We start from the raw sequence: 13,674 nt of genomic DNA, 5'->3' as shown, positions 1-13,674 counted from the left end.
TGGGCGTGTGTTTACGCGGGGGCGCGGGACCGCTCGACTGGCGGCAGTTCAACCGTGCGTTCGGCGGCCGCCAGCGCCGCCTTTAAGCCGGCTTGGTCCAGCGGGACGCAATACGCAGGTTTGGCCCGCTCAAATCGCCAGCTTTCGTCCAGACCACCGGCATCCACGGCGTCGAAACCGAGGTCGTCGAGCAACTTGATAACGCGCGCCTTTGCCCCGGTGTCATCTGCTGCCACCGGCAATGCCCGGCGGTCAGGTGCGCCATGGGGGCGGGCGTCCTGCGTCAGGTCGGGTGCAAAGATCGCATTGAACACCTTCACCACGTGGGCCTGCGGCAAATGGTCGGCGAGCAACCGACTGGTGGTGCTTTCAAAGCGGTCCAGAATGGGGATATGCCCATCGCGGTTGGGGTAGTAGTTGTTGGCGTCCATCACCGTCTTACCCGCAAGCCATTGTGCGGGCACGCTGCGGTAATGCTCCAGGGGAATCGCGACGAGCACCAGGTCACCGAATTGGGTTGCGTCTTCAACGCTGCCCACTTGGACGCCGAGTATGCCGCTGACCACGCTGACCACGCTGGTCATGGACTGTGGGCCACGGGAGTTGCTCAACATCACCTCGTGCCCGGCAGCCAGCGCTAATTGGGCCACGGCGCGCCCGATAAAACCTGCTCCAACTACGCCAATCTTCATGTCTTTGCTCCAGTGAAGTGGGGAGTGGTTATGATGATTGGCAACCAATTGACGATAAATGATCGCTTCATTGTGGCTGTTGTTACTGGGAGTGGGGAATGATGGATCGCTTGCTAAGCATGAATGCCTTTGTAACGGCTGCCGAACTGGGCTCCTACGCGCGAGCCGCCGAGCGTTTGAACATGTCGCCGCAGATGGTGGCCAAACATGTCGCAGCGCTTGAGCTGCGCCTGGGTGCTCGCTTGCTCAACCGCACCACACGCAGGCAAAGCCTGACGGAGCTGGGGAGCGCGTACTATGAGCGTTGCAAACATATCCTGATCGAGGCCGAGGCGGCTGATTCGCTGGCGCAGATCATGAATGACACGCCGCGAGGCAAGCTGAAAATCACCGCCCCGGTGACTTTCGGTTCCTACAGCCTGATGCCTCTGATCACTGCGTTTCTGCGCGAACACCCGGATGTGGAAATCGACTTGCACCTGACGGACCGTTTCGTCGATCTGGTGGAGGAAGGTTATGAGGTGGCATTTCGTATTGGCCCGTTGGCAACCACCAGCCTGACAGCCAGACCTCTGGCGCCTTATCGCTTGGTAGTCTGTGCTGCCCCAGCCTATCTGGCGCAGCGAGGCACGCCGCTGACGCCGGGAGACCTTGAGCATCACGAATGCCTGGGTTACGTCTTCTCGTCGCGTCCTGCGGATCGAGAATGGATGCTCTACCAAGGCACGCTCGCGCACAAAGTGCAGGTCACCAGCCGTTTGCAGGTCAACGAAAGTAGGGCCTTGATGTCGGCCGCGCTGGATAGTTTTGGCATTGTCCTCGGGCCGGAAGACTTCCTGCGAGCGTCGCTGGCAAAGGGCGAGTTGGTGCGGGTGCTACCGGACTATGATGCGCCGAGCCGACCGATGCATCTGGTCTACACGGCGAATCGGCAGCGTACGGCTAAATTGCGACGATTTGTCGAAGCCGTACTGCGGCGTTTCGGTCCTGCTTGAAGGTTCAGCAACCCGACAGACACTTCCTGTTAAAAAGTACCCAGAGCCAAGCAGGAGCGAGGCTGTAACAAAGGGGGATTTTTTACTGATGTATTCGTTGGGCGATTACGTCCGAGGAGTTTGTATGTTGCTTCGTTATGCGGCATTGGCAGCTATGGTGGTAGTCGCTTCCGGGTGCGTGGAAGAGCGCGTCGTGCATGATCGGCGGCCCGTGCAGCGTGAGTATGTCGAGGTGGTAGCACCACAACCGCCACCGGTACAAGTGATCGAAGTCGAGCCCGAAGCGCGTTACGGCTATGTATGGTCGCGTGGTTACTGGCGCTGGGAAGGCGGGCGATACGTTGCAGTGCATGGCCACTGGGAGACGGTGCGCGAGGGCTATCGTTATGTGCATCCGCATTGGGTGCAGCGCAATGATGGTTACCACTGGCAGGGCGGTGGCTGGGTTCGCTGAACCCTGGCTAGATCGGCTTCTTGGTGCCTAGAAGCTGAACCTCCCGCAACAGTGCGGCACCGAGCTGATCGGTGCCCAGTTCCTTGTAGCCTACGGCTTTGATGTCGCCGTTCTCTTCGGCCTGGATGATGATCACCGGCGTTTGTTTGCCGGTGGCTTCGTCGACGTGCAGGGCGTATTGGGGAATATCCAGCTTGATCGGCGTACCCGCGGCCTGGCCTTTCACATTGATCAAGAAAGCCGCACAGCCGGTGTCGACGTCCGTGCTGGTCGCGGAGCGGCCGCTGACAAAGCAGGTTTGCGGCAAGTCGGGCCAGGTGATGGTGTCGGCGGTGGCCAGGGTGGAGGCCATGCTCAAGGTAGCGAGAAGAAGCATGCGCACGTGGGTTTGTCTCTCGATCAAGGTTGAACGCGGTTTTTACCAAAGCCTGAACGTCGTCGCAATGCCGGGGCTCAGGTCAGCCGTTTCATGCCCGCGGCCTTAGCTGCGTTGAGGTCAAAGGTGGCGGTGTATTCGCACCCCGCCGCATGGGCAGCCCGTTCGATCAGGCAGTCGGCAAAGTCGGCTTTGTTCGCTGCGAATCGTCGCAGGGCCTGCCAGATGATTTCGGCATGCTCGATGGTCAGCTCACGGGTGCGCAGCAGCGTTTCCAGGACGGTCACCACGTCACTCTTGGCAGACTGATAGCAGCTTTGTAAAACCCACACCAACTCAACCACGGACACCAGGCTGACAAAGCCCGGCGAAAGGGTAGTCAGTGATTCGATCAGCTCGCAAGCCTTGGGTGATTGGACGGGATCATCCTGGGTGACATAGCGCACCAGCACATTGGTATCCAGGCCGATCATCCCGCTTTTGCTCCTTGTGCCGCGATGGCGCGGTTCATATCTTCAAGGGAGACGGCCTTGGCGGGTTTTTGGATCAGTCCTTTGAGGTCATGCACGGTTTTGCTCGCTGCAATGATTGAAAATTTGCCGTCTTCCATTTCGACAAACTCTACGCGGTCACCTGTTTCCAGGCCCAGGGCTGTCCTGACTTGGACCGGAATAGTGATTTGCCCTTTTGAGGTCAGTGTGGCGGTCGCCATATTGAAAATCTCCATCGTGATACTCCTTACCTTAGGGTAAGGAATTGTGGAGAACAAGATCCGTTGGTCCATAGGTCGCTCTTCTGGTGGGGGTGAGTCGGAACAGGTAAAACGATAGTCCGACTTATCCCTTCGGCACGCCTGAATACGACCGTAAAGAGATACAGCATATGACCGACCGCGACCCCATCGGGCACATGCAGGCATTGCGCCTGGACGACCCTTGGCGTGTCAGAACTGGCGCATCCCGGTTTGCGGGTGGAAATCAAATGTGTGGCGGTGCAGCGCTAGTTCACTGCACCCCGTTCACTGAGCTACGTTTACTGAACCACGCGATAGCACGGCACATACGCCGCGCCGCCCGGCAACTTCATGCGATGTTGGGCGACAAACGCCTGTAGCAGCTCGTCCAGCGGTTTCATGATGGCCGGGTCGCCATGAATTTCGTAGGGGCCGTGCTGTTCGATCAGGCGAATCCCCTTGTCCTTGACGTTACCGGCCACGATCCCCGAGAACGCACGGCGCAGGTTGGCGGCGAGTTCGTGGGGCGCCAAAGCGTGGCTCAGTTGCAGGCTGGCCATGTTGGCGTGAGTGGGGTCGAACGGGCGCTGGAAGCCTTCGTCGATCTTCAACAGCCAGTTGAAGTGGAACGCGTCGTTGCGCTCGCGGCGGAACTGTTTCACGGCCTTGAGACCGGCGGTCATCTGGCGAGCCACTTCGGCCGGATCATCAATGATGATCTTGTAATGCGCTTGCGCGGCTTCGCCGAGGGTGGCGCCGACAAACGCGTGCAGTTGTTGCAGGTACGGCGCGGCGTGTTTCGGCCCGGTGAGAATGACCGGGAACGGCAGGTTGCGGTTGTCCGGGTGCATCAGAATGCCCAGCAGGTACAGGAACTCTTCGGCCGTGCCGGCGCCGCCTGGGAAGATGATGATGCCGTGGCCAACGCGCACGAAGGCTTCCAGGCGTTTTTCGATGTCCGGCAGGATCACCAGCTCGTTGACGATCGGGTTCGGCGCTTCGGCGGCGATGATGCCCGGTTCGGTCAGGCCCAAGTAGCGGCCGTTGGTGATGCGTTGCTTGGCGTGGGAAATGGTCGCGCCTTTCATCGGACCTTTCATTACGCCGGGGCCGCAACCGGTGCACACGTCCAGGCTACGCAGGCCCAGTTCGTGGCCGACTTTCTTGGTGTATTTGTATTCTTCGGTATTGATCGAGTGCCCGCCCCAGCACACCACGATTTTCGGCTCGACACCCGGGCGCAGCGTGCGGGCGTTGCGCAGCAGGTGGAACACGTAGTCGGTGATGCCTTGGGAGTTGCTCAGGTCGATGCGCTGGCTGTCCAGCTCATTTTCGGTGTAGACGATGTCACGCAGGGCGCTGAACAGCATCTCGCGGGTGCTGGCGATCATTTCGCCATCGACGAACGCGTCGGCCGGCGCATTCAACAGTTCCAGGCGCACGCCGCGGTCCTGCTGATGGATACGCACTTCAAAGTCTTGGTAGGCGTCGAGGATGGTCTTGGCGTTGTCGATATGCGCGCCGGTGTTGAGGATGGCCAGGGCGCACTGGCGGAACAACGTGTAGATGCTGCCTGTACCGGCTTCACTCAGTTGCTGGACTTCACGTTGGGACAGGGTTTCGAGGCTGCCCTTGGGGCTGACGGAGGCATTGATGACTTGACGTTGGGGCATTCTGATTCCTTGAAAGCGCAGCCACCGCACCCGCAAGGGGCAGCGATGGCTTGAAAATGGTGAGCGCCGAACTCGGTCGCACGAGACGGTTATTTTGGCAGGCTCAGGGCCTTGCGCAAACACCGTCCAGCACCATCATGCCGCAGAACTTACTGAATCAGCTTCCAGTTTTTGTAGAAAACCCGACGCAGGGCAAACGCCAGCCCGGCAAAGCCCGCGATCACGGCGTTGAGCACCGTTGGCAGCGGGGTAGGCCGCACAATATCAATGAACAGGCAGTAACGTTTTGCGTCGTTCTTGTTGAAGGACGCATGCATCAGCGTGTCATCGAAGATAAACAGCGGGTCGTCATGCCAGTAGTGTTTGTGCTTGCCCACCTGGATGTAGACGCCCTCGTGGTGAGGCGCCGGCGCCATGTTGTAGAGCACGCGAAACATCATGCGCAGGGGGCCGAAGTGGAAGGACGTCGAGCGGTTTTCGTTGAAAACGGACACGCCGATGGTCTTCACGAACGGCAGTTTCTTGCGCAGTTGCGGAATATCCAGGGTGGTTTCGATCGGGCGGCCATACCATTGGAAAAACAACATGCCGCGCTTCTTCTCGGCCATGCGTTCGTCCAGGTAACTGATGATTTCATCCTTGTTGGCCATGGCGTCGTCGATCACCTGTTGCAGGTCTTCACGCCAGGCAGGCGGTAGGTCGTTCATCGTGTAAACATGGCGGTTACGGCTGCTCAGCAGATCGAACAGGGTGTTGAACGGCGCCAAAATCCAGGTATTGCGGCCGCTTTCGACGAAGTATTTTTTGATCGTGTCGCGGTCATACAGACCGTTGCGCAGGAAATCGTAAATGCCGCAGACCACCACCAGCAGCAGGAACACCAGGGTGGTCCGCGGGAAGCAGTAAATAAACAGCAGAACGCCCAGCACCCAGGCGGCTGAGACCAGCTTTTTACTAACAGCACTTTTACTCATGAAACGTGGCTCCGGATTCGAAACAAGGCGAAACAATGTTGCCATGATAGTGGGTTATGGCGCTGACGGGCGTTTTAAATATTGCGAATTTGTGAAGGCCTGGCACAGTTTTTAACCCGGCCCCGCGGCCTATCCAGCGTTTTGTTGATTGGATTTTGTAAACAGAAGATTTGCGACTATCGTGACGCTTCGGTTTTTCAGGCGTCATAGACCGGTACGATTGAAGTTGAATGGCCACCACTGGCCGTCGACCCCTTGGAAGAGGCAGAAATTTTATGATCATCAAACCGCGGGTTCGTGGCTTTATCTGTGTGACCGCTCACCCTGTTGGCTGTGAAGCGAACGTCAAAGAGCAGATCGACTACGTGACTCAACACGGCGCCATCGAAGGCGGCCCGAAGAAGGTGCTGGTCCTCGGTGCTTCCACCGGTTACGGCCTGGCCGCGCGCATCAGTGCTGCGTTTGGCTGCGGCGCCGATACCCTGGGCGTGTTTTTTGAGAAAGAAGGCGAAGAAGGCAAGCTGAGCTCCGCCGGCTGGTACAACAGCGCCGCGTTCGAGAAGTTTGCCGTCGAAAAAGGCCTGTACGCCAAGAGCATCAACGGCGACGCGTTCTCCGACGAGATCAAGCGCCTGACCATCGAAACCATCAAGAAAGACCTGGGCAAGATTGACCTGGTGGTCTATAGCCTGGCCGCGCCACGCCGCACCGACCCGCAAGGCGTGGTGCACACCTCCACCCTCAAGCCAATCGGCAAGGCCGTGACCTTGCGCGGTATCAATACCGACAAAGGTGTTGTGGTCGACACCACGCTTGAGCCTGCTACCCAGGAAGAAATCGACGGCACCGTGAAAGTCATGGGTGGCGAAGACTGGCAGCTGTGGATCGACGCCCTGCGTGACGCCGATGTACTGGCTGAAGGCGCCAAGACCACCGCGTTCACTTACCTCGGTGAAAAGCTGACCCAGGACATCTACTGGAACGGCTCCATCGGCGAAGCCAAGAAAGACCTGGATAAGAAAGTCCTGACCCTGCGTGACAACCTTGCCGCACTCAAGGGCGACGCCCGTGTGTCGGTGCTCAAAGCGGTAGTTACCCAGGCCAGTTCGGCGATCCCGATCATGCCGCTGTACCTGTCGCTGTTGTTTAAAGTGATGAAAGAGCAGGGCACCCACGAAGGTTGCATCGAGCAGGTCTACGGTCTGTTCAAAGACAGCCTGTACGGCAGCGAACCGAAGCTCGACGCCGATGGCCGCCTGCGTGCCGACCTGGCCGAGCTGCAACCGAAAGTCCAGGACGCCGTGGCTGCATTGTGGAACCAGGTCACTGACGAAAACGTCAATGAAATCAGCGATTTCGCTGGTTACAAGGCTGAGTTCCTGCGTTTGTTCGGCTTCGAGGTCGACGGCGTTGATTATGAAGCTGATGTGAACCCAACCGTGAAGATCAATGGCTTGATCCACGCCTAAACACGGTTCAAAAAATGTGGGAGCGGGCTTGCTCGCTCCCACATTCGTTTTGTGTAAAACCTTCCTTTTGGAAGCCCTCCTACGCGCCATCGCGCTCCCGCTGCCGCCCTCAATCTGCCAGACTCTGTCCGCTATCACTCACGCTAACGGAGGATCTGATGACGATTCGTGCAGTAGTTTTTGATTTCGGCGGTGTCCTGTTCGACTGGAGCCCGCAACACCTGTACCGCAAGCTGATTGCCGACGATCACGAGCGGCAATGGTTTCTCGACACTATTTGCACCCAGGCCTGGAACACCGAGCAGGATGCCGGTCGTACTCTGGCTGAAGGCACCCGCAGCCTTATCGCCCAATACCCGCAGCATGAGCGCTTGATCCAGGCCTATTACGAGCGCTGGCACGAGATGTTGCGTGGCCCGTTGCCCGAAGGTGTGGCGATCCTCACGGCGTTGCATGAGGTCAACATGCCGTTGTTCGGGCTCACCAACTGGTCGGCCGAGACCTTCCCCTATGCGCGGGCCAATTATCCGTTTCTGCAGTATTTTCGCGACATTGTGGTGTCAGGCGAGTTGAAGCAGATCAAGCCCGACGCGGCGATCTACCACGCCAGCCTCGACCAGGTGCGTGCTCACCTGCCGGATATCCAGCCCAGTGAGGTTGTGTTTATCGATGATGTCGCCGGCAATATCGAGGCGGCCATCGCCCTGGGTTGGCAGGGCATTCACCATGTGTCGGCTGAGCGCACTGCTACGCGCTTGCGTGAGTTGGGTGTGGGCTTCTAGCGCGCCCACTTTTCCATGGCGAAATCCACGAAGGCGCGCAGTTTGGGCAGCCGATAGCGATCCTGGCCGTAAAGCAGGTGCATGGGGCGGCTGGGCAGTTTATAGGTGGTTAACAAGGCCACCAGCTTGCCGCTCTCCAGGTCCGGTTGCACCAGGGCATCAGCCAGCATGATGATGCCCATGCCGTTTACGGCCGCCTGGCGCAAGCCTTGCGAGCTGTTGATGGTCAATGAGCCGGACACTGGAACCTCCACCTCGCCCTCATCGCCGGTCATGCGCCACAGTTTGTCGGCGTCGCGCCAGTTGTCGGTCGCCGGGTAGGCGAACGCCAGGCAGTCATGCTGCTGCAGGTCATCGGGCGTTTGCGGCGTGCCACGTCGCGCCAGGTACGCAGGTGAAGCACAGAGGGTAAGGGTGTAGGCCTGCATTGGCCTGGCGATCAGGCCTGAGGTTTCCAATTCGCCGAGACGGATCGCCACGTCGAAGCCGCTGTCGACCAAGTCCACCCGCTCATTACTCAGTACCACGTACAGGTTGATCAGCGGGTAGCGCTGGGAAAATTCGCTCAAGGCCGGTGCGAGGCGTTCGGTGCCGAACACCGGTGGCGCGGTGATACGCAGGTTGCCTTTGGGGGTTTCGCTGTGGATCTGTTCCGCCAGTAGCTCGGAGTCGGCCACCAGCCCCAGCACTTCCAGGCAGCGCTGGTAGTACTGCCCGCCAAATTCCGTGAGGCTTTGTTTACGGGTGGTGCGTTTGAGCAGGCTGACCCCTAGCCGCTGTTCCAGCGCGCGCAAATGGTTGCCGACCATGGTGGTCGACATCCCGCATTCCTGGGCGGCGGCGGTCATGCTGCCGGTCTCCACCACTTTGACGTACACCGACATTGCCTGGAACAGATCCATTATCAAGTCCTGATTTAAAGTCATTGCAGGAATGCGCAGTTTATCCAGCTTGGGTGGCTAACGATACTGCAGCCATTACAACGATGCACTGGAGCTTGCCACCATGACCGCCACCTGCCTGATGACCACGTATCAACCCTTGGCTTTGAGCTTTACCCGTGGCTTGGGCACGCGCCTGTGGGACCAGCAGGGCCGCGAATACCTCGACGCCGTAGCCGGTGTGGCGGTAACCAATGTCGGGCATTCCCACCCAAAACTGGTGACGGCTATCAGTGAGCAGGCGGGCTTGTTGCTGCACACCTCCAACCTCTACTGCATCGACTGGCAACAGCGGCTGGCCCAGCGCCTGGCTGAGTTGTCTGGCCTGGATTGCGCGTTCTTCAACAATTCCGGGGCTGAAGCCAACGAGACGGCGCTGAAACTGGCACGCCTGCATGGTTGGAAAAAGGGCATCGAAGAGCCATTGGTAGTCGTGATGGAAAACGCGTTTCACGGGCGCACTCTGGGGACCATGGCCGCCAGCGACGGGCCTTCGGTGCGCCTGGGTTTCCAGCGCTTGCCGGGGGATTTTATCAAGGTGGGTTTTGGCGATCTGGCGGCACTGGAGGCTATCACTCAACAGTTCGGCACGCGCATCGCGGCTGTCCTGCTGGAGCCTATCCAAGGTGAAAGTGGCGTGTTACCCGCGCCACCCGGCTATCTGAAAGCCCTGCGTGATCACTGCACACGCCACGGCTGGTTGATGATGCTCGACGAAATCCAGACGGGTATCGGCCGCACCGGCACCTGGTTTGCCTTCCAGCATGAAGGCATTGTCCCGGACGTGATGACCCTGGCCAAAGGCCTCGGCAACGGTGTCCCGATCGGCGCCTGCCTGGCCCGCTCCGCAGTGGCCCAGCTGTTCACGCCTGGCAGTCACGGCAGCACGTTTGGCGGCAACCCGCTGGCCTGCCGCGTGGGTTGCACCGTGCTGGATATTATTGAAGAACAAGGTTTGTTGCAGAATGCGGCTCAGCAGGGCGAGCGTTTGCTGGCTCGTTTGCGGATGGAGTTGGATGAGCATCCGCAGGTGTTGGCGATTCGCGGGCAGGGTTTGATGATCGGCATCGAACTGGCCACGCCTTACCGCGACTTGGCCCTGCGTGCGGCCCAGGAACACGGCCTGCTGATCAACGTGACCCGGGGCAAGATCATCCGCCTGTTGCCGCCACTGACGCTGGATGCCAAGGAGGTCGAGATGATCGTGCGCGCCATCACCCGTTTGCTGAACTAAGCCACCCGCCGTAGCAGCTGTCGAGCGCAAGCGAGGCTGCGTAAGGCGTGACTCGGTTCAAGATACGTTGCGCGCCCTACGCAGGGCCATTGAGCCATTCCTGGTTCATGGTCTCGGTATCTCCCAAATATTCCAGTAGCCAGGCCATGGCCGGAGACAGCTTGTTCTGAGCCCAGGCCACGCACGATGGGCTGGCCGGAAACGGCCGGGTCAATTGCAGCGCCACCAACTCACCACGTTCGATCCACGGCAACACCTGATGCGCCGGGGCCATGCCGACGCACAGGCCGTCGCGCAGGCAATCAATCGCCGAGGCCCAATGGGGCACCACTAGGCGACGCTGGTTATCCAGGGTCCAGGTATCGCGTTTGGGTAAATGGCGTGAGGTGTCGGTCATGCACAGGGAGGCGAACGGGCGCAGTTGATCGTCACTGAGCAAACCGTCTGCCTCTGCCAGAGGATGCTTTGCGCTGACCACACACAGCCAGTTCAGCAACCCCATGTCCCGAAAAGTGAAGCGGCTGGCCACCGGCACTGCGCTGGTGGCGCCGATCACGATGTCGGTGCGTTCATCGGCCAGGGCATCCCACACGCCGTTATACACCTCGTATTCCAGCAGCAGCTCCACCTCGGGGAACTGCCGATAGAAGTCCAGCACCAACTGCCGACAGCGCTGGGGTTTGACGATGGAGTCCACCGCCACCTTCAGTTGGCCACTCCAGCCGTTCGCCACTTGCTGGCACAAGCGTCGAGTGCCGAGCATTTTTTTCATCACGCCCCGTGCTTCGTCTATAAATAGACGGCCGGCAGGGGTCAGCTCCACGTCGCGATGCCGACGCACAAACAGCGGCACCGCCAGCCACTCCTCGATCTGACGCACGGTATAGCTGATGGCCGACGGCACACGGTGCAATTCCTGGGCGGCGGCGCTAAAGCTGCCATGACGTGCAACCGCGTCGACTACATCCAGGGAATATTCAGACCACATGGTTATTGCCTTCAAAATATTTGATAAGAGCGTCCAATTATTATCGCTTCACACAAAAATTGTCAGCTTCATAATGGGCGTCAGTCAGCAAATAGTTTGATGGCAGGATTAACAAGGCTTCAATGAAAAATTCTTTTGGTTTCACTGGGTATCTGGCGGGGCTGAGCATGCTCGGTTATCTCGCCATGGACATGTACTTGCCGGCGTTTGGCGCCATGGGCGAGCAACTGCAAATTGGTGCGGGTGCCGTGGGCGCCAGCTTGAGTATTTTCCTCGCCGGTTTTGCGCTGGGGCAGTTGCTGTGGGGGCCGTTGTCCGACCGCCTGGGGCGCAAGCCGATCCTGCTCACTGGCCTTGGCCTGTTTGTCATCGGTTGCCTGGGGATGTTCTGGGTCGAGACTGCGCCGCAGTTGCTGGCATTGCGCTTTATGCAGGCGATTGGTGTGTGTTCCGCCGCCGTGAGTTGGCAAGCACTGGTGATCGACCGTTACCCGGCCGACAAGGCCCACCGCGTGTTCGCCAGCATCATGCCGCTGATGTCGCTGTCGCCGGCCTTGGCGCCATTGTTGGGGGCGATGGTGTTGAATCACTTTGGTTGGCAGGCGATCTTTGGGGTGTTGCTGGGCGTGTCGCTGCTGTTGTTGCTGCCGACATTCTTCCTGCGCAACGTGCCGAAACGTCAGATAGAAGAGGGCGCGCCGACGAGCCTTGGTTATGGTCAGTTGCTCAGCTCCCGGGTGTTCACTGGTAACGTGATGATCTTCGCCGCGTGCTCCGCCAGTTTCTTCGCCTGGCTGACCGCTTCGCCGTTCATCCTCGGGGGCATGGGCTACAGCCCGAATGATATTGGCCTGAGCTATGTGCTGCCGACCCTCGCATTCCTGATTGGTGGCTACAGTTGCCGCAGCGCCTTGCAGCGCTACCAAGGCAAAACCCTGTTGCCTTGGCTGTTGGTGGCCTATTGCATCAGCATGGTCGCGTTGTACCTGGTCGCCACTTTGACCGTGCCGACCCTCACCACCTTGCTGATCCCGTTTTGCCTGATGGCGCTGGTCAACGGTGCCAGCTATCCCATCGTGGTGGCGAATGCGCTGATGCCCTTTGCTGAAAATTCCGGCAAGGCGGCTGCTCTGCAAAATACGTTGCAACTGGGCTTGTGCTTTCTTGCCAGCCTGCTGGTGTCGTCGATGATCGACCAGCCGTTGATGATCACCGCGATTGTGATGCTGGCGACCGCGCCGCTGGCGGTGCTGGGTTACTGGCTGGCGCGACCGAAAGCGGGTAATTCGGAACTCGCGAGTGTTTGAGCTGAAAGTACGGTAAAAAATGTGGGAGGGAGCAAGCCCCCTCCCACATTTGGATACGGTTTCTTCAGTGGTTGTGTGGAGGCCTTAGAAGGTTATTTCCATATTCACCGTTGGCGTGGAGGTACGGGTGCCCCGGCCACCGTCTACGCCGAATTTGTTATGCCAGTACTCGTAACCCACCCCGAGATACAGGTTCGGCTTCACGCTTTTACCCGGTCGCACCGCCACCATCAGCGCGGTGCGCATCAGGGCTTCGGGAGCGGTGTCGCGGCCATGGTAGTCCTCGCCTTTTTCCCCGACGTAATTGATAAAGCCCTGGAATTTAGCCGCGTGGTTGGCGATTTCGAACGGGCGCATCCAGGTCAGGTTGAGCATGTAGGTGTCGTCGAAGGTGTGGTTTGACTCTTGCGCGCCGGGAATACCAGTGTGGTTCTTCTCCTTGTAGTACATCAGGCTCAGGTCCAGTACGCCGACGGTGTTGAACTTCACGGTCGGGCCGATCACCAGCGCGCGCTTTTTGGCTGAAGCGAAGTTGTTGTTGCGGTTGGCATCAAAACCCAGGGTCAGGGCGTAATCCTTGATCAGCCCGGTGCCCAGCGGCTTATCGAATACTCGTGAGGCATACAACTGGTGTCGGTACACGGCGTACACCTCACTGCCACCGTGATCAGTGCCCTTGCGCGGGTCGCGGCTGTCGGACAGGAATACGTCGAGGTTCAGATAATTACTGCCGTACTGATAACCGCTGGCGTGGGTAAAGCTGTAGATGCGCTTGCTGAAATCGTCGGGGTTATTCGGATTGGTGAAGTGTTGGCCGTAGCGAAATCCTACGCTGTTGTTCATCCATTCCACCGCGACAGCCTCCCCGCCGCCGAGGAATGACAGTAATACGGTTACGCCGTGCAGTGCCTTTTTCATTGTTTTAGTTCCTTTGGCATTTGGCTCATGGCGGCCTTGCGGGGTCGCCGGGCGCAGTATCAGCACAAGGACGATGTGCGCCAAAGAACAGAATCTCGCCTGGGCCGATGCCGAAACGGCAGCACTGGAGTTGCCTTT

General features: G+C 59.0%; 15 protein-coding genes and 1 pseudogene. 7 read left to right on the top strand and 9 right to left on the bottom strand.

Going from position 1 to position 13,674, the window contains the following annotated elements:
- Positions 1 to 11 precede the first annotated feature (11 nt).
- Positions 12 to 692: an NADPH-dependent F420 reductase gene (locus BFL40_RS08785; RefSeq protein ID WP_071483593.1), complete on the bottom strand. Its 681-nt coding sequence runs from the start codon at positions 690 to 692 to the stop codon at positions 12 to 14.
- A 98-nt stretch (positions 693 to 790) separates the two neighbouring features.
- On the opposite strand from BFL40_RS08785, the gene BFL40_RS08780 reads away from it, so the two are divergent.
- Together BFL40_RS08780 and BFL40_RS08775 are read left to right on the top strand one after the other, a co-directional pair.
- Positions 791 to 1,687 carry a LysR family transcriptional regulator gene (locus BFL40_RS08780; protein WP_071483592.1) on the top strand — a complete coding sequence of 299 codons (897 nt, stop codon included), beginning with the start codon at positions 791 to 793 and terminating at the stop codon, positions 1,685 to 1,687.
- A 124-nt stretch (positions 1,688 to 1,811) separates the two neighbouring features.
- Positions 1,812 to 2,141 carry a YXWGXW repeat-containing protein gene (locus BFL40_RS08775; RefSeq protein WP_139213529.1) on the top strand — a complete coding sequence of 110 codons (330 nt, stop codon included), beginning with the start codon at positions 1,812 to 1,814 and terminating at the stop codon, positions 2,139 to 2,141.
- A gap of 7 nt (positions 2,142 to 2,148) precedes the next feature.
- On the opposite strand, the gene BFL40_RS08770 is transcribed toward BFL40_RS08775, so the two are convergent.
- The 3 genes from BFL40_RS08770 to BFL40_RS08760 all read right to left on the bottom strand — a co-directional run bounded on the left by BFL40_RS08770 (position 2,149) and on the right by BFL40_RS08760 (position 3,244).
- Positions 2,149 to 2,517, bottom strand: coding sequence for a hypothetical protein (locus BFL40_RS08770; RefSeq protein ID WP_408003985.1), 369 nt, complete (start codon positions 2,515 to 2,517; stop codon positions 2,149 to 2,151).
- A 77-nt stretch (positions 2,518 to 2,594) separates the two neighbouring features.
- Positions 2,595 to 2,990, bottom strand: coding sequence for a type II toxin-antitoxin system VapC family toxin (locus tag BFL40_RS08765; RefSeq protein ID WP_071483589.1), 396 nt, complete (start codon positions 2,988 to 2,990; stop codon positions 2,595 to 2,597).
- Positions 2,987 to 3,244, bottom strand: a complete 258-nt coding sequence (locus tag BFL40_RS08760) for an AbrB/MazE/SpoVT family DNA-binding domain-containing protein (protein WP_071483791.1) — start codon at positions 3,242 to 3,244, stop codon at positions 2,987 to 2,989. The genes BFL40_RS08765 and BFL40_RS08760 overlap by 4 nt, the downstream gene beginning before the upstream one ends.
- 192 nt (positions 3,245 to 3,436) lie before the next feature.
- Between BFL40_RS08760 and BFL40_RS34190 the strand changes: the two are divergent.
- A pseudogene (locus tag BFL40_RS34190) lies at positions 3,437 to 3,520 on the top strand (RidA family protein); the annotation flags it as partial.
- Positions 3,521 to 3,549: 29 nt separating this feature from the next.
- Here BFL40_RS34190 and ppnN read toward each other — a convergent pair.
- Both ppnN and BFL40_RS08750 read right to left on the bottom strand, forming a co-directional pair.
- Positions 3,550 to 4,923: a nucleotide 5'-monophosphate nucleosidase PpnN gene (ppnN, locus tag BFL40_RS08755; protein ID WP_071483588.1), complete on the bottom strand. Its 1,374-nt coding sequence runs from the start codon at positions 4,921 to 4,923 to the stop codon at positions 3,550 to 3,552.
- A 149-nt stretch (positions 4,924 to 5,072) separates the two neighbouring features.
- The gene (locus tag BFL40_RS08750; RefSeq protein WP_071483587.1) at positions 5,073 to 5,897 is read right to left on the bottom strand and encodes an aspartyl/asparaginyl beta-hydroxylase domain-containing protein; all 825 of its coding nucleotides are present in this window, start codon (positions 5,895 to 5,897) and stop codon (positions 5,073 to 5,075) included.
- 275 nt (positions 5,898 to 6,172) lie between these two features.
- Between BFL40_RS08750 and fabV the strand changes: the two genes are divergently transcribed.
- Together fabV and BFL40_RS08740 are read left to right on the top strand one after the other, a co-directional pair.
- Positions 6,173 to 7,366, top strand: coding sequence for an enoyl-ACP reductase FabV (gene fabV / locus BFL40_RS08745; protein ID WP_071483586.1), 1,194 nt, complete (start codon positions 6,173 to 6,175; stop codon positions 7,364 to 7,366).
- 158 nt (positions 7,367 to 7,524) lie between these two features.
- Positions 7,525 to 8,148 (top strand): HAD family hydrolase, encoded by a 624-nt coding sequence (locus tag BFL40_RS08740; protein ID WP_071483585.1) that lies wholly within the window; start codon positions 7,525 to 7,527, stop codon positions 8,146 to 8,148.
- Here the strand turns inward: BFL40_RS08740 and BFL40_RS08735 are convergent.
- Positions 8,145 to 9,050 carry a LysR family transcriptional regulator gene (locus BFL40_RS08735; protein WP_071483584.1) on the bottom strand — a complete coding sequence of 302 codons (906 nt, stop codon included), beginning with the start codon at positions 9,048 to 9,050 and terminating at the stop codon, positions 8,145 to 8,147. The genes BFL40_RS08740 and BFL40_RS08735 overlap by 4 nt on opposite strands.
- Positions 9,051 to 9,153: 103 nt before the next feature.
- On the opposite strand from BFL40_RS08735, the gene BFL40_RS08730 reads away from it, so the two are divergent.
- Positions 9,154 to 10,323: an aspartate aminotransferase family protein gene (locus tag BFL40_RS08730; RefSeq protein WP_071483583.1), complete on the top strand. Its 1,170-nt coding sequence runs from the start codon at positions 9,154 to 9,156 to the stop codon at positions 10,321 to 10,323.
- 76 nt (positions 10,324 to 10,399) lie between these two features.
- Here the strand turns inward: BFL40_RS08730 and punR are convergent, their stop codons facing one another.
- A complete protein-coding gene (gene punR, locus BFL40_RS08725) occupies positions 10,400 to 11,311 on the bottom strand; it encodes a DNA-binding transcriptional activator PunR (protein WP_071483582.1) in 912 nt (303 codons plus the stop codon).
- Positions 11,312 to 11,433: 122 nt separating this feature from the next.
- Between punR and punC the strand changes: the two genes are divergently transcribed.
- On the top strand, positions 11,434 to 12,618 hold the full coding sequence (gene punC / locus BFL40_RS08720) for a purine nucleoside transporter PunC (RefSeq protein ID WP_071483581.1): 1,185 nt from the start codon (positions 11,434 to 11,436) through the stop codon (positions 12,616 to 12,618).
- 84 nt (positions 12,619 to 12,702) lie between these two features.
- Here punC and BFL40_RS08715 read toward each other — a convergent pair whose 3' ends face one another.
- Entirely contained in the window at positions 12,703 to 13,536 is an 834-nt protein-coding gene (locus BFL40_RS08715) for a nucleoside-binding protein (protein WP_071483580.1), read from the bottom strand.
- Positions 13,537 to 13,674: the final 138 nt, after the last annotated feature.

This window comes from Pseudomonas costantinii, assembly GCF_001870435.1.
In the GTDB taxonomy this organism is placed as follows: Bacteria; Pseudomonadota; Gammaproteobacteria; order Pseudomonadales; family Pseudomonadaceae; genus Aquipseudomonas; species Aquipseudomonas costantinii.
The sequence above is the reverse complement of the archived record's forward strand: the minus strand, read 5'-3'. Positions and strand labels throughout refer to the sequence as shown.